13 protein-coding genes are annotated in these 15036 nt (G+C 68.7%); 7 read left to right on the top strand and 6 right to left on the bottom strand.

The features are described 5' to 3' along the window. Positions 1–24 precede the first annotated feature (24 nt). The gene (locus tag LXX_RS06055) at positions 25–1071 is read left to right on the top strand and encodes an FUSC family protein (RefSeq protein ID WP_011186064.1); all 1047 of its coding nucleotides are present in this window, start codon (positions 25–27) and stop codon (positions 1069–1071) included. Between the two features lie 21 nt (positions 1072–1092). Here LXX_RS06055 and LXX_RS06050 read toward each other — a convergent pair whose 3' ends face one another. The 5 genes from LXX_RS06050 to LXX_RS06030 form a co-directional block, all read right to left on the bottom strand. Further along, the gene (locus LXX_RS06050) at positions 1093–2865 is read right to left on the bottom strand and encodes a proline--tRNA ligase (protein WP_011186063.1); all 1773 of its coding nucleotides are present in this window, start codon (positions 2863–2865) and stop codon (positions 1093–1095) included. Between the two features lie 106 nt (positions 2866–2971). Continuing rightward, positions 2972–4114 carry a flavodoxin-dependent (E)-4-hydroxy-3-methylbut-2-enyl-diphosphate synthase gene (ispG, locus tag LXX_RS06045; RefSeq protein WP_041767516.1) on the bottom strand — a complete coding sequence of 381 codons (1143 nt, stop codon included), beginning with the start codon at positions 4112–4114 and terminating at the stop codon, positions 2972–2974. Between the two features lie 71 nt (positions 4115–4185). After that, entirely contained in the window at positions 4186–5517 is a 1332-nt protein-coding gene (locus LXX_RS06040; RefSeq protein WP_011186061.1) for a M50 family metallopeptidase, read from the bottom strand. A 73-nt stretch (positions 5518–5590) separates the two neighbouring features. Then, positions 5591–6670: a 1-deoxy-D-xylulose-5-phosphate reductoisomerase gene (locus LXX_RS06035; RefSeq protein WP_041768270.1), complete on the bottom strand. Its 1080-nt coding sequence runs from the start codon at positions 6668–6670 to the stop codon at positions 5591–5593. A gap of 5 nt (positions 6671–6675) precedes the next feature. Beyond that, complete coding sequence (locus LXX_RS06030; RefSeq protein ID WP_041767515.1) at positions 6676–7641, bottom strand: FKBP-type peptidyl-prolyl cis-trans isomerase; 966 nt, start codon at positions 7639–7641, stop codon at positions 6676–6678. 57 nt (positions 7642–7698) lie between these two features. Here LXX_RS06030 and LXX_RS06025 point away from each other — a divergent pair, with 57 nt between their 5' ends. Genes LXX_RS06025 through LXX_RS06015 form a run of 3 tightly spaced genes read left to right on the top strand, consistent with a single transcriptional unit; the run spans position 7699 to position 10705 of the window. Then, a complete protein-coding gene (locus LXX_RS06025; RefSeq protein WP_081423098.1) occupies positions 7699–9045 on the top strand; it encodes an aminotransferase class III-fold pyridoxal phosphate-dependent enzyme in 1347 nt (448 codons plus the stop codon). A 9-nt stretch (positions 9046–9054) separates the two neighbouring features. Beyond that, positions 9055–9921 carry a hypothetical protein gene (locus LXX_RS06020; RefSeq protein ID WP_011186057.1) on the top strand — a complete coding sequence of 289 codons (867 nt, stop codon included), beginning with the start codon at positions 9055–9057 and terminating at the stop codon, positions 9919–9921. Between the two features lie 13 nt (positions 9922–9934). Beyond that, positions 9935–10705 carry a lysophospholipid acyltransferase family protein gene (locus LXX_RS06015; RefSeq protein WP_041767514.1) on the top strand — a complete coding sequence of 257 codons (771 nt, stop codon included), beginning with the start codon at positions 9935–9937 and terminating at the stop codon, positions 10703–10705. A 7-nt stretch (positions 10706–10712) separates the two neighbouring features. On the opposite strand, the gene LXX_RS06010 is transcribed toward LXX_RS06015, so the two are convergent. After that, positions 10713–11186 carry an OsmC family protein gene (locus LXX_RS06010; protein WP_011186055.1) on the bottom strand — a complete coding sequence of 158 codons (474 nt, stop codon included), beginning with the start codon at positions 11184–11186 and terminating at the stop codon, positions 10713–10715. Between the two features lie 39 nt (positions 11187–11225). Between LXX_RS06010 and gabT the strand changes: the two genes are divergently transcribed. From gabT to ald, 3 genes are all read left to right on the top strand, one after another. Next, the gene (gene gabT / locus LXX_RS06005) at positions 11226–12581 is read left to right on the top strand and encodes a 4-aminobutyrate--2-oxoglutarate transaminase (protein WP_041767513.1); all 1356 of its coding nucleotides are present in this window, start codon (positions 11226–11228) and stop codon (positions 12579–12581) included. After that, positions 12578–13630: an asparaginase gene (locus tag LXX_RS06000; protein ID WP_011186053.1), complete on the top strand. Its 1053-nt coding sequence runs from the start codon at positions 12578–12580 to the stop codon at positions 13628–13630. The genes gabT and LXX_RS06000 overlap by 4 nt, the downstream gene beginning before the upstream one ends. Positions 13631–13894: 264 nt before the next feature. Continuing rightward, positions 13895–15010, top strand: coding sequence for an alanine dehydrogenase (gene ald, locus LXX_RS05995; protein ID WP_011186052.1), 1116 nt, complete (start codon positions 13895–13897; stop codon positions 15008–15010). Positions 15011–15036: the final 26 nt, after the last annotated feature.

Here is a 15036-nt window from a genome sequence, read left to right as displayed (position 1 = left end):
CCCGCGGACAGTTACCCTGGAACCGTGGCTGCCAAGTTCCCGGTCAAGATCGCGCTTCCGGCGAGCATCCGGGCAACGACGAGGATCCCCTTCCTCCAAATCGTCAAGACCGCCGTCGCGATGCTCATCGCCTGGATCATCGCCCGTCTCCTGCTGCCCGACGAGCTCCCGGTCTTCGCGGCGATCGCTGCGCTTCTCGTCGTGCAGCCGAGTGTCAACCAGTCACTCGGTCGGGCGATCGAACGCTCCCTCGGCGTCATCGTCGGTGTGATGGTCGCCTTTGTGATCGTGATCGCATTCGGAACCAACAGCTGGATCGTCCTGCTGGCCGTCGTCGCTTCCCTCCTGCTGGCGTGGTCGCTGAAGCTGACGCCGGGCAGCGCTAACCAGGTGCCGATCAGCGCGATGCTCGTGCTCTCTCTGGGGGCGACGAACGCCGACTACGCCTGGGCGCGCATCGTGGAGACGATCCTCGGCGCGGCGATCGGCGTCATCGTCAACATCACCGTCGTTCCACCGGTGCAGACCGGCCCGGCCCGCGCCGCCGTGCTCGGGCTCGGGAATGAGATCGCGGCCACACTCGACCGGCTCGCGATGGCGCTCACCTCGCCGCAGACGCCGGGAGAGCGAAACGCGCTCCTCATCGAAGCGCGCCTGCTCCGGCCGATGGAGAAGAAAGCGGAGGCGGCTCTGACCGCCGCTGAGGAGAGCCTGACGCTGAACCCACGGCAAACGAAGCACCGCCGGGTGCTCACCCACGACGAGGCGCTCTTCGGGCGTCTGAAACCGCTTATCGCCCGGTCGCTCGGGATGACGCGCGCTTTCCACGACCACTACGACGACAGCCTCCTGACAGAGCCGACCATGACCGCCATCGCCGAGGAGCTCCGCCGGGCGGCGCACGACCTGCGGCTGCTGGCTCGCGACCCGGACGCCGCGACCGCGGGCATACCGGTGTTGACCGCCCCGCTCGTCATCAAAACGCCGGACCCCGAGCACTGGGTGCTGCTCGGCTCGCTCATGGCGGACCTGGGCCGCATCCGCTCGGAAATCACCGGCGACGATTCCTGAGCCGCCGCCGGTGTCGCCGTTTTACGATGACGTGGTGAGAGCCGCGACGGCCTCGCTCAAAGGAAGCGTCGTGTGGTTGCCCCCGCGACGGTCCCACAGCTCGACCTCGCCCTGGGCCGCACCGCGGCCGACCACGAGAACACGCGGGACGCCGATCAGCTCGGCGTCGCCGAACTTCACGCCGGGCGAGACCTTGGGGCGGTCGTCGTACAGCACGTCCAGACCCACAGCCTCGAGCTGCGCGACCGCTTGCTCCGCGACATCGAAGGCGACCTGCTCGCGGCCCGCGGCGACGACATGCACGTCGAAGGGAGCCACCGCCTCCGGCCAGACCAGACCCTTGTCGTCGTTGTTCTCCTCGGCGATGATCGCCAGGATGCGGGTGACGCCGATGCCGTACGACCCCATGGTCACGGTGACCAGCTTGCCGTTCTCGTCCAGCACAGTGAGCCCGAGAGCGTCCGCGTACTTGCGGCCGAGCTGGAACACATGGCCGATCTCCATGCCGCGCGCGAGCTCGACAGGGCCGGAGCCGTCCGGTGCGGGGTCGCCCGCTTTCACCTCGGCGACCTCGACCGTGCCGTCCCAGTCGAAGTCGCGGCCGGCGACCAGGCCGAAGACATGTTTTCCGGGGAGGTTCGCCCCGGTGATCCATCCGGAACCGTCCACCACCCGCAGGTCGACGAGGAATCGGAGGCCGGTGGCGGCCTCCTCGCCCAGAACGGGACCCCCGGCCGACCAGGGACCGATGTAGCCCTTGACGAGGCCGGGGTTCGCCGCGAAGTCGTCCTCGGTGGCGGCCTCCACCCCGGCCGGCGCGAACGCCACTTCGGCGCGTTTGAGATCGACCTCGCGATCGCCGGGCAGACCGACGACGACCAGCTCACGCGTGCCGTCGAGGTGGGTGAGCGCCAGCACGACGTTCTTGAGCGTGTCGGCAGCAGTCCAGACGCGGCCGTCCGGGCGCGGGCTCTGCTCGTTCGCGACCTCCACGAGTGCCTGAATGGTGGGAGCGTTCGGCGTGTCGTGTACCTCTGGCGATGGCAGGCCCTCGAACGGGCGGGCGGGCGGCGCGACCGTGGTGAACGCTTCCACGTTCGCCGCGTAGCCGCCGGCCGAGCGGACGAAGGTGTCCTCGCCGATGGGAGTGGGGTGCAAGAACTCCTCGCTGCGCGAACCGCCCATCGCGCCCGCGTCCGCCTGCACGATCACGAAATCGAGCCCGAGCCGGGCGAAGATGCGCTCGTAGGCGTCGCGCTGGGCCTGGTAGCTGACGTCGAGCCCGGCATCCGTCGCGTCGAACGAATACGCATCCTTCATGGTGAACTCGCGGCCGCGCAGGAGGCCGGCACGCGGCCGGGCCTCGTCGCGGTACTTGTCCTGGATCTGGAAGATGGTCAGCGGCAGGTCTTTGTAGGAGGAGTACAGGTCCTTCACCAGCAGCGTGAAAGCCTCCTCGTGCGTCGGCGCGAGGAGGTAGTCAGCGCCCTTGCGGTCTTTCAGATGGAACAGCGCGTCGCCATACTCCTCCCAGCGGCCGGTGATCTCGTACGGCTCGCGTGGCAGCAGCGCCGGGAAGTGGACCTCGTGTGCCCCGGCGGCGGCCAGCTCCTCCCGGATGATCCTCTCGATCTTCGCCTTAACCCGCAGCCCCAGCGGCAGCCAGGCAAAGACACCCGGAGCCTGACGCCGGATGTAGCCGGCGCGGACCAGCAGCCTGTGGCTGGTGACTTCCGCATCGGCCGGGTCTTCGCGGAGAGTGCGGAGGAAGTAGTTCGTGAGGCGAGTAGGCACCCCTCCATGGTAGTGCCGCCCCGCGCTCGCTCCCGCCCGCCCATCGCTTCCTCGTTTCTTCAGACGACACACCGAGGTGAGGCCGGAACAAGTGAGGAGACGGCGATCAGCGGCCGACGGTGACGGTGGGTTTGCCGGACGGGGAGGGTGCGCCGGCGTCGGCCATGTCTTCGGCGATGCGGGTGGCCTCCGCGATGAGGGTGGCGACGATCTCGGACTCGGGGACGGTCTTGATGACCTCGCCCTTGACGAAGATCTGGCCCTTGCCGTTGCCGCTCGCCACGCCGAGGTCGGCCTCGCGCGCCTCGCCGGGGCCGTTCACGACGCAGCCCATGACCGCCACGCGCAACGGCACGCTCATACCTTCGAAGCCGCTCGTCACATCCTCCGCCAGCTTGTACACGTCCACCTGCGCCCGGCCGCAGCTCGGGCAGGACACGATCTCCAGCTTCCGCTCGCGCAGGTTGAGCGATTGCAGAATCTGCAGACCCACCTTCACCTCCTCAGCCGGCGGCGCCGACAGGGACACGCGGATGGTGTCGCCGATGCCCTCGCCCAGCAGAATGCCGAAGGCGGTGGCCGACTTGATAGTGCCCTGGAACGCGGGGCCCGCCTCGGTCACCCCGAGGTGCAGCGGCCAGTCGCCCCGCTCGGCGAGCATCCGGTACGCCTTGACCATCACGATCGGGTCGTTGTGCTTGACGGAGATCTTGAAGTCGTGGAAGTCGTGCTCCTCGAACAGGCTCGCCTCCCAAACCGCGGACTCTACGAGCGCCTCGGCCGTCGGTTTGCCGTACTTCTCCAGCAGGCGGCGGTCGAGCGAGCCCGCATTGACGCCGATCCGCAGCGAGACGTCCGCCGCTTTGGCGCGGCGGGCGATCTCCCCCACCTGATCGTCGAACTTGCGGATGTTGCCGGGATTCACGCGTACGGCCGCGCAGCCGGCGTCGATCGCCGCATACACGTAGTTGGGCTGGAAGTGGATGTCGGCGATAACCGGGATCTGGCTCTTCTTCGCGATGATCGGCAGGACCTCGGCGTCGTCCCGGTTCGGGACAGCGACGCGGACGATGTCGCAGCCGCAGGCCGTGAGCTCGGCGATCTGCTGCAGTGTCGCGTTGATGTTGGTGGTCGGGGTCGTCGTCATCGACTGGACGCTGACCGGGGCGTCGCCGCCGACCAGGACCTTTCCGACACGGATCTGACGGGATGTGCGACGGGGTGCGAGGGTCTCGGGGACCTTGGGCATCCCCAGATTGATTGCTGCCACCCGACAATCCTACGCGCGCGGGCGTCGCCGCGATGTGAACCGGCTGGGCGTCAGCCGAAGAGCTTAACCGGCTTGACGATGTCCGCATACATCAGCAAGACGGTCATCCCGCCCAGTACGATCGCGACCGCGAAGGTGAGCGGCATCAGCTTGGCCATGTCGACCGGCCCCGGGTCGCGCCGCCGGAACAGCCTCGCCCAGGAGCGGCGGATGCCCTCCCACAGCGCACCGGCGATGTGGCCACCGTCCAGCGGGAGGAGCGGGATGAGGTTGAAGACGAACAGCGCAACGTTGAGGGAGGCCAGAATCCCGAGCATGGAGTAGACCTTGTCGATGACCGGGACGCCGTCGAGCGCGGTCAGCTCTCCGGCCGCCCGTCCGATTCCCACGACGCTCATCGGGCCGTTGGGGTCGCGTTCCGCCGCGCCGAAAGCGGCGTTCCAGACCGCGACCATACGCTCGGGGAGGTTGATGACGACGCCCGTCACGGCGGCCATCTGCGCGCCGACCGCTGGCAGCACGGCCGTCACCGGCTGCCGCACGAGCTGCTGCGCCGCTCCGATCCCCAGGAAGCCGACGGTGAGAGTCTGGACGCTGCCATCCGTGTTCTTGACGACCTGCCCACTCGCGTCGGTCTTGGCCACCGTGTTCGTCTTCGGCGTCACGATGACCGTGCGCTGCGCCCCGTCGCGACTCAGGACGACCGAGAGCGGGCGCTCCGCCGACTCGCGGATGATCGCGGTCGACTGCGCCCAGCTCGTGATTTTCTCGCCGTCGATACTGACGATCGTGTCACCGGGTTTCAGCCCCGCCGCCGCAGCCGGGCCCTGCACGGCGTTCTCCGGGCAGGTCTTCGCGGTGCTGGCCGCCGGGAGCACGCACTGGCTCACGGTGCCGATCGTCGTGGAGTTCTGCGGGGCGCCGAAGCCCATGAGCAGCACCCCGAACAGCACCACGGCGATCAGGAGGTTCATGAACGGCCCGCTGAACATGATGACGATCCGCTTCCACACCGGCAGCCGGTAGAAGGTCCGCTCCTCCTCGCCGACCTTCACCGTCTCGGCGCTCGCGACGCGCGCATCCTGCACCATCGTCTGCATGAAGCCGGTGGTCGCATTCCGTCCGGCGCCGCCCTCCTTACCGGGCGGGAACATCCCGATCATCGAGATGTAGCCGCCCAGCGGGATGGCTTTCAGACCGTACTCCGTCTCCCCGCGCCGGACGGAGAAGAGCGTCTTGCCGAAGCCGACCATATATTGCGTCACCTTGACGCCGAACAGCTTTGCGGGGACCAGATGCCCAACCTCGTGCAGCGCGATGGACGCGGCGAGGCCGATCAGGACGACGACGACGCCAAGGATGAACAGGAGCACGGAATCCACGGAGCAAGGGTAGCCGGGCTCGGCTTGGAACCAGCCCGGAAGCGCATGTGCGAGGTCTCAGCGCTGCTGCGCGCTATCGGCCCAGCATCCTGTCCGCCGCCGACCGCGCCCAGCCTTCCGCCTCCGCGAGGCCCTCCCGCGTCAGCTCAGCCTGGGGCTCGTGCGCGTCGACCACGCGCTCCACCGTGTCCACGATGTCGAGATAGCCGATCGCCCCGGCGTGGAACGCTGCCACCGCCTGTTCGTTGGCCGCGTTGAAGACGGCCGGGTAGGTCCCGCCCGCCACACCCACGCACTTCGCGAGGGCGACGGCCGGGAAGGCTTCGCCGTCCAGCGGCTCGAAGGTCCAGGTGTGAGCGCGTGTCCAGTCGAGCGGGAGACCGGTCCCCGGCACGCGGTCCGGCCAGCCGAGGCCGAGGGAGATCGGGAGACGCATGTCCGGCGGCGAGGCTTGTGCGATCGTGGAGCCGTCGACGAACTCGACCATCGAGTGGACCACGGATTGCGGATGCACGGTCACCTCGATGCGGTCGTAGGGCACACCGAACAGCAGATGCGCCTCGATCACCTCCAGGCCCTTGTTGACGAGTGTCGAGGAGTTGGTCGTCACAACCAGACCCATGTCCCAGGTGGGGTGGGCGAGCGCCTCGGCCGGGGTGACCTGGCGCAGCGACTCGCGCGAGCGGCCACGGAAGGGGCCGCCTGAGGCCGTCAGAACGAGCCGGCTGACTTCCCCCGCCGCCCCAGAACGCAGCGCCTGTGCGAGAGCGGAGTGCTCCGAGTCGACCGGGATGAGCTGCCCCGGCGCGGCGGCCCGTTTGACGAGTTCGCCGCCGACGATCAGCGACTCCTTGTTGGCCAGGGCCAGCGTCCGGCCTGACTCGAGTGCGGCGAGGGTCGGGCCGAGACCGACCGAACCGGTGATGCCGTTGAGCACGACATCCGCGTCGACGGAGCGGACGAGCCGCTCTGAGTCCCCGGCGCCCAGTGCGGTCTCCCGCACGCCGAATCGCTCGGCCTGCTCGGCGAGCTGGCCGGCACTGCTGCCGGCCGTCAGCCCGACGACCTGGAACCGGTCCGGATTGGCCGCGACGACCTCGAGCGCCTGCATGCCGATGGAGCCGGTGGAGCCGAGGATGACGACGCGGCGCACGGACATCAGCGGGTCGTTCCGAGGATGTCGATGACGAAGACCATCGTGTCGGTGGCGGTGATCTTCCCCGAGCCCTTCTCCCCGTAGCCGTCAGCGGGCGGGATGATCGCGATGACCTGCGAGCCGACGGTCTGGCCCTCCAGAGCATTCTGGAATCCCTTCACCACACCGGTGGTCTTGAGCGGGGCCGGCGCCCCTCGGCTCCAGCTGGAATCGAACATCTCCCCGTTGCGCCACAGCACGCCCTTATACTGCACGGTCACGGTGTCCCCCGGAAGGACCGTCTCCCCGGAGCCCTGTTTGAGCTGCGCGATGCGGGTCTCGGTGGGCGGATCGGCCTTCGGGATGGTGATCGACGGCTCGCCGTCCTTGGCGAGCTTCACGGTCGGGAAGCCCGCGGGCGGGGTCACCGGCTTGCCGTCGGCGCGGGTCGGCGGGATGCCGATGAGGTCGGCGACGAGGACGACCGGGTCTTTCTCCTTCATGCCGAGCTGCGAGTAGGCGGAGCCGAAGGCGTCTTCGGCGGTGGTGGTGACGACGGCGCGCGAGCCCACGCTGAGGCACTCGAGCGCGCGGACGAAACCGGGCAGAAGAGCGGAGCCCGTGAGCTGGGCGGTGAGGGCACTGCTGCCCGCGAAGCCCTCCGGTGCGGCGAGCTCCTTGCCGGTTTCGCCGTTGTAGGCGGCGAGGCCGACGGTGGCTGTGGCGCCCGGTGCCGCCTTCGCTCCCTTGCCCTCGATCACGACGCTCCGCTCAGCATCCGACATCCTGAGTGGAGTGGTGAAGGCGACCGTCGGTGTCTGGCCGAACTCACCGGTGACCTTCACCGATTTCGAGGCGCTACCGGCCTTCGTGTTCTGGCAGGAGGCGCTGGCGGAGGTGGCGGACGGGGCCGGCGAGCCCGAGCCGCTGCACGCGGCGAGGCCGGCGACGATCAGGACTGCGGTGGTAACGGAGAGGATTTTGCGCACAAATAGCCATACTGCCGTATTTTCCTCAGCTCTCGCTAAAGAGAATCGCACCCTACGATGAGACGCATGACTCGCGAGTTCTCTGTGCCCCAGTCCCGCCGCATCGTCACCGAACTGCCGGGCCCGCGCTCGGTGGAGTTGCAGCGTCGCCGCGAAGCGTCGGTGAGCCGCGGAGCGGGGACACTCGCGAATATCTACATGGAGTCCGGCTCCGGCGCGATCCTGGTGGATGTGGACGGCAACCGGCTCATCGACCTGGGCTGCGGCATCGGCGTCACGACCATCGGCCACGCACACCCGGCGGTCGCCGCCGCGGCCGCCGAGCAGGCGGCCAAGCTCACGCACACGCTCTTCACGGTCACGCCGTACGAGAACTACGTGCGCGTCGCCGAGAAACTCGCGGAAATCACACCGGGCGACGTCGAGAAGCGCAGCATTCTGGTCAACTCAGGCGCGGAGGCGGTCGAGAACGCGGTGAAGATCGCTCGCAAACACACCGGCCGGCGCGCGATCGCGACCCTTGACCACGCCTTCCACGGGCGCACCAACCTGACGATGGCGATGACCTACCGGCCGTGGCCGGAGCGGGCCGGGATGGGGCCGTTCCCCGGCGAGATCTACAGCCTCCCGCTCAGCTACCCGTTCCGCGACCCGGAGGGGATGATCGGGGAGGAGGCCGCGGAACGCGCGATCGACTACATCAACACGCACATCGGGGCCACCGAGCTGGCCGCTCTGTTCGTGGAGCCGATTCAGGGCGACGGCGGCATCGTCATCCCGGCGCCCGGCTACTTCAAGCGCCTCAGCGAGTTCTGCTCCGAGAACGGCATCGTGTTCGTCGCTGACGAGATCCAGGCCGGCATCGGCCGCACCGGCACCTGGTACGCCATCGAGCACCACGGGGTCGTCCCCGACCTCATCACGACGGCGAAGGGCATCGCGGGCGGCTTCCCGCTCGCGGCCGTCACCGGACGCGCTGAGATCATGGACGCCGTTCAGCCCGGCGGGATCGGCGGCACCTTCGGCGGCAATCCGGTCTCCACTGCGGCGGCCCTCGCCGTCTTCGAGGTCGTCGAGAGAGAAAACCTCCTCGACGAGGCGAAGCGCGTCGAGCGCGCGCTCTGGGCGCGCATCGGCGACTGGGCTGAGCGCTTCCCGGTGGTCGGCGAGGTGCGCGGCAAGGGCGCGATGTTCGGGATCGAACTTGTCGTGCCCGGCACGAAGAAGCCGAACCCGGAGGCGCTGAGAGCCGTGCTGGCCCACGCGACGGGCAACGGCGTCATCCCGCTCGACGCGGGCAGCTGGGACAGCGTTCTGCGTTTGCTGCCGTCGGTCGTGATCAGCGAGGAGCTGATCGACGATGCGGCGACCGTCATCGAAGCGGCGCTCGAGCGGCTCGGCTGAGGGGTGCGGGTGGTGTGCCTTCGCCCGCGCTCTGTCGCCGCAGGCGCCCTGGCCGCGGTGGCGCTCGCGGTCTTCGGCGCTCTGCCGCTCGCCCCCGCTTCGGCCGCGACCGCACCGTCCTTCGACCCGGGCGACATCATCAGCGACGACAGCTTCTTCAACCCGGACGCGATGACCGCGGCCCAAATCCAAGGATTCCTCGACCACCTGGACTGCCGGCCCAAGGACGACTCGCCCTGCCCGGCGGACTACCGGATAGACACTCCCGACACCAAAGCGTCGGCCGGGCGCTGCGCCGCGCTGCAGAGCGAGAGGAGAGAGCGCGCAAGCAGCATCGTCGCCCGGGTGGCCAAGGCCTGCACGATCAGCCCGCGCGTACTGCTGGCGCTGCTGCAGAAAGAGCAGTCGCTGCTCACAGCGCCGAGCGCCTCCGGATACCAGAAGGCCACCGGGTACGCGTGCCCGGACACCGCCGCGTGCGACGAGCGCTACTTCGGCTTCTACAATCAGGTGTACCGGGCGGCGTGGCAGTTCCGCGAGTACGCTGCGCATCCGGGCGATTGGCGCTACCGGATCGACCGCAACGACATCCAGTACCATCCGCACCGCTCGTGCGGTTCGCACACCGTCCGGATACTCAATCAGGCCACCGCGAATCTGTACAACTACACGCCATACCAGCCGAACGCCGAGACGCTCGCCCACCCGAACGGACCGGCCGGCGACTGCTCTGTCTACGGCAACCTGAACTTCTCGCGCCTCTACAACCGCTGGTTCGGCGACCCGCTCGCGGTGCGCTACCGGGGCTTCGTGGAACCGTGTCTCGTCTACACAGGCGGAGAGGGCTGTCCGCTGCCGAGCGGGTTCCGGTTCTGAGCGGCGCATACCTATGACGGCATGCACCCGCGATTACGCTCGACGGGTGACCCAGAACGAGTTGCGGCGACCCGGCTTCCTCTATTTCGCCGGCCGGTGGATCGTCGCACCGCTGGCAAAAATCGTCTACCGTCCGCGAGTGGTCGGACGTCGCAACGTCCCGCGACACGGCAAAGTCATCCTCGCGAGCAACCATCTGTCGTTCATCGACTCTATCGTCATCCCGATGACGTCGCCGCGGCGTGTGCAGTTCCTCGCCAAGTCGCACTACTTCGAGGGCGCCGGTTTCCGGGGGCGCGTCAGCCGCAGCTTCTTCACCGCCATCGGCGCGATCGGCGTCGAGCGCGGCGCAGGCCAGGCGGCGCAGGAGGCGCTGGAGCAATCGCGCCGCATCATCGACACGGGCGCGGCCTTCGCGGTCTACCCTGAGGGCACCCGGTCCCTGGACGGCCGGCTCTACAAGGGCCGCACCGGCATCGGCTGGCTCGCGCTGACAACCGGCGCGACCGTCGTCCCGGTCGGCCTGAGCGGCACGGAGAAGATGCAGCCCGTCGGCGCGAAGTTCCCGCGCGTCCACCGCGTGACCGTGTCGTTCGGCGAGCCGATCGACGTCAGCCGCTACGGCTCGGCCGGCTCTGGACGCGCACGGCGTCAGGCGACCGATGAGATCATGGCGGCCATCCACGCGCTCACCGGCCAAGAGCTCGCGGGCGTCTACAATGAGTCCCCGCCCGCGACGACCATGGAACGTATCAAGCGGGCGCTGCGGCCTGAGCGACTGTAGAACCCGCTCAGACGAGGACGAGCGTCTCCGGTTCGTGCCGCACCGGGAAGTTCACGTTCGCCACGATGAAGCACTTCTCCGCTGACTGGCGATGCAGAGAGTTCGACAGCTCGGTCTGCGCGGGATCCGCGATCGTCACCTTCGGCTGCAGGGTCGCTCTGGTGAAGTGGCCTCCGCCGTTGCCGGTCTGAGCCATGACGCCGGTCGCGGCGTCCGTGTAGCCGACGACGACCAGCCCGGTCCGGGCTGCCTCAGCGAGGTAGCTCAGCATGTGGCACTGGCTGAGCGCCGCGAGGAGCAGCTCCTCGGGGTTCCAGCGGTCGGTGTCTCCGAAGAACGCGCGATCGGCCGACCCCTCCAGGGAGCGCTTGCCGACTGCGCTAACGGTGTGGTCGCGGCCGTAGTCCTTGTACCCGCTGGTGCCGGTCCCGCGGTTGCCCGTCCACTGGACGTCCACAGCGTATCGATGCTCGAGCTTCATGGCGACGATTATTCCACCGCGATTAGACTCGGACTCATCATGACTGAGACCCCGAGCGCGCCCGGCCACTCCGTGGCGCAAGAACGCCGCATCGTCACCGCCATCCCCGGCCCGAAGTCGCAGGAGCTGCACCAGCGCCGTCTCGCCGTCGTGCCGAGCGGTGTCTCCTCGGCGCTCCCGGTGTACATCGCCCGCGCGAACGGCGCGGTCCTGGTCGATGTCGACGGCAACCAGTTCGTGGACTTCGGCGCCGGCATCGGCGTGACCACGATTGGCCACACGGACAGCGCGGTCGTCGCTGCCGCCACCGAACAGGTGCAGGACGTCATCCACACGCTCTTCACGATCACGCCCTACGAGGAGTACGTGCGTGTCGCGGAGCTGCTCGCCGAGCACACCCCCGGCGACCACGCCAAGAAGACGGTGCTCGTGAACTCCGGCGCGGAAGCCGTCGAAAACGGCGTCAAGATCGCCCGCAAGCACACCGGCCGCCGCGCCGTCGCCACGCTCGACCACGCTTACCACGGCCGGACGAACCTGACGATGGCGATGAACTACAAGGCCATGCCGTACGCGAGCGGCTTCGGGCCGCTCGCCGGCGACGTCTACCACGCCCCCGGCTCCTACCCCTACCGCGACGGCCTCAGCGGCGCCGAGGCGGCCTCGCGCACGATCGCCTATCTCGAAAAAGTCGTCGGCGCGAGCGACCTGGCCTGTCTCGTGGCCGAGCCGATCCAGGGCGAAGGCGGCTTCATCGTGCCGGCCGACGACTACCTGCCGGCCCTCCAGACCTGGTGCACCGCGAACGGCGTCGTGTTCATCGCCGACGAGATCCAGAGCGGGATGGCGCGCACCGGCGCCTACTACGCCAGCGAGCACTTCGGATTTGTCCCCGACCTGGTGCTGAGCGCCAAAGGCATCGCGGGCGGCCTGCCGCTCGCCGCAGTGACCGGCCGCGCCGAGATCATGGACTCCGCCCAGCCCGGCGGCCTGGGCGGCACCTTCGGCGGCAATCCGGTCGCTGCGGCCGCCGCGATCGCCGTCTTCGACCAGATCGAGAAGAACGATCTCCTCGCGGAGGGCAAGCGCATCGAGAACGCCCTGAAGCCCGCACTGCTCGCCCTCCAGGAGAAGTACGACATCATCGGCGAGGTCCGCGGTATCGGCGCGATGATCGCGATCGAACTGGTGAAGCCGGGAACGGCGCAGACGAGCAAGGAGCCAAACCCGGAGGCCGTCAGCGCGGTCGTCGCGTACGCGGCGCAGCACGGCATCCTGTTCCTCACCGCCGGCACCTGGGGCAATGTGCTCCGGTTCCTGCCGAGCCTCGCCGTCTCGGACGAGCTCATCGCAGACGCCGTCTCCGTGATCGACGACGCCCTCGAGACGCTGTGAGCCCGGAGAGCGCCCAGCCCCCTGCGGTGTTCCGGGCCGACGAAGCCGCGGAGCTCGCCGTGGTCGAGCGCAGCGGTTTCGTGGAGTCCCGGCACCTCGGCTCGGCCGTGGTACTCGGGGCTGAGAGCGGCATCGTGCGCTCGCTCGGCGCTCCGGAGCGCCCGGTCTTCCCGCGCTCGTCGATGAAGCCATTCCAGGCTGTCGGGGTGATGAGCGCCGGAGCGCCGCTGAAGGGCCCGAGCGCCGTTCTTGCGACCGCAAGCCACAGCGCCACACCAGCGCACCTCTCCGTCGTGCGGGGTCTGCTCGCGCAGGCGAGGCTGACCGAAGACGCTTTGCTGTGCCCCGCCGACGGGCCGCTCGACGCACACGCCCGCGACGAGGCCGTCCGCGCGGGGCTGCCCAAGCAGGCGATCTTCATGAACTGCTCCGGCAAGCACGCGGCGATGCTGCTCGCCTGCCGGATCAATGACTGGCCGTTCGAGAGCTACCTCGACCCGCAGCATCCGCTGCAAATCCGCATCCGGGACACGGTCGAGCGGCTTACCGGCGAGAAGATCACCGCGACCGGAATCGACGGCTGCGGCGCTCCGGTGCATGCGATGTCGCTGGTGGCGCTCGCCCGCGGAATCCAGCGGATCGGCACCGCGTCGGAGGGCTCGCCGTTCGCTCTCTTCAAGAACGCCGCGTCGCTGCGGTCGGCGGTGCTCGCGGACGGCTGGGCTATCGACGGACCGGGGCGCGCGAACACCGTCGTCATCGACGAACTCGGGATCTTCGCGAAAGGGGGCGCCGAGGGAGTGATGGTCATGGTCGCGCCGAACGGTGTCACCGTCGCGCTGAAGATCCTCGACGGGAGCCTGCGCGCGGCCTCCATCGTCGCACTGACTCTTCTGGCCGACGCGGGCGCGATCGAGCGATCGGCGGTCGAGGCGATCACACCGAAGCTCGATCTCGCCGTGTTCGGCGGCGGGCAGCCGGTGGGCGCAATCCGCGCAGCGAGGGAGGGTCGCAGCGGGACGGCGCTCCGGCAGCGCCCCTCCGCGTGACCGCCCGGCGGGCTGGTCTCCCTCGCCAGATGCGGTGATCCGCACGCGCCAGCGCCCGAATGGCGTCTGGCCGAACGACCCGGCGACGCGGAAAACGCACCCGCAGCCGGTCACCAGAGCATTCGCTCACGGGAACCGTGGAAATCAACCCTTTGGATTGAATCAGATGACGGAATCGGCATGAAAAATTCTGATTTATATCGAAATCATCTGTCAACCAGGCTAGGGTGAGACCGAACATCACGTCGAAGTGTGAGGAACACCATGAAGGTCACGATCCCCCGCGAGATCAAGAACAACGAGTTCCGGGTGGCGATCACCCCGGCCGGTGTGCATGATCTGGTCGGCGCCGGGCACGAGGTCTATGTGGAGATGGGCGCCGGGGCCGGTTCCTCCATCCCCGACGAGTTCTATGCGGCCTCGGGCGCGACACTCCTGCCGGACGCTGCGGCGACCTGGGCGGCCGGTGACCTCATCCTGAAAGTCAAAGAGCCGGTCGCGAGCGAGTACGGCCACTTCCGCGAGGGCCTGGTGCTGTTCGCCTATCTGCATCTCGCCGCCGACGAAGCGCTCACCCGCGCGCTCATCGCCTCCGGCATGACCGCCATCGGCTACGAGACCGTGCAGCTGCCGAACCGTTCCCTGCCGTTGCTCGCACCGATGAGCGAGGTCGCAGGGCGGCTCGCGCCCATCGTGGGGGCGAACACTATGCTCAAGCCAAACGGCGGGCCGGGTCTGCTGGTCCCGGGTGTGCCGGGGACGCATCCCGCCGTCGTGACGGTGCTCGGCGGCGGCGTGGCCGGCACGAACGCGATCTCGGTGGCCGTCGGACTGGGCGCAGACGTCACCGTCCTCGACACGAACATCGTGCGCCTCCGCGAACTCGAAGCCCTGTACGCCGGACGCATCAAAACCATCGCGTCCAACAGCTTCGAGATCGACAGGGCTGTCGTAGCCTCCGACCTCGCCATCGGCTCGGTGCTCGTGCCCGGTGCGAAGGCCCCGACGCTCGTCAGCGACGACCTCGTCTCGCGGATGAAGCCGGGCAGCGTCCTCGTGGACATCGCGGTCGACCAGGGCGGATGCTTCGCCGGCTCCCACCCGACCACCCACGCCGCCCCGACGTTCACCGTTCACCAGTCGGTTTTCTACTGCGTTGCCAATATGCCGGGCGCCGTGCCGCACACCTCCACATATGCCCTCACTAACGCGACCCTGCCCTACGCCCGCTCGATCGCGAACCGCGGCTGGGCAGAAGCACTCCGCGATGACGCCTCGCTGGCCCTCGGTCTGAACGTCCACGCCGGCCAGGTCACGAACCGCGGCGTCGCCGAAGCCCACGGCCTCCCCGAGAGCGAGATCGCCGCCGCGCTCGCGTAGCGCCTCCCCCGCCCCGCCCTTTTCGG

Source organism: Leifsonia xyli subsp. xyli str. CTCB07, assembly GCF_000007665.1.
Lineage (GTDB): Bacteria > Actinomycetota > Actinomycetes > Actinomycetales > Microbacteriaceae > Leifsonia > Leifsonia xyli_C.
Note: the sequence above shows the minus strand (reverse complement) of the source record. Positions and strands in the feature narration are given on the sequence as shown.

Bases quoted from the DNA above. Each gene is read 5' to 3' on its own strand.
- ispG (WP_041767516.1), bottom strand. From the start codon at position 4,114: ATGCCCAAGGTCCCCGAGACCCTCGCACCCCGTCGCACATCCCGTCAG.
- LXX_RS06025 (WP_081423098.1), top strand. From the start codon at position 7,699: ATGAGACGCATGACTCGCGAGTTCTCTGTGCCCCAGTCCCGCCGCATC.
- LXX_RS06015 (WP_041767514.1), top strand. From the start codon at position 9,935: ATGACGGCATGCACCCGCGATTACGCTCGACGGGTGACCCAGAACGAG.
- LXX_RS06010 (WP_011186055.1), bottom strand. From the start codon at position 11,186: ATGAAGCTCGAGCATCGATACGCTGTGGACGTCCAGTGGACGGGCAAC.
- gabT (WP_041767513.1), top strand. From the start codon at position 11,226: ATGACTGAGACCCCGAGCGCGCCCGGCCACTCCGTGGCGCAAGAACGC.
- ald (WP_011186052.1), top strand. From the start codon at position 13,895: ATGAAGGTCACGATCCCCCGCGAGATCAAGAACAACGAGTTCCGGGTG.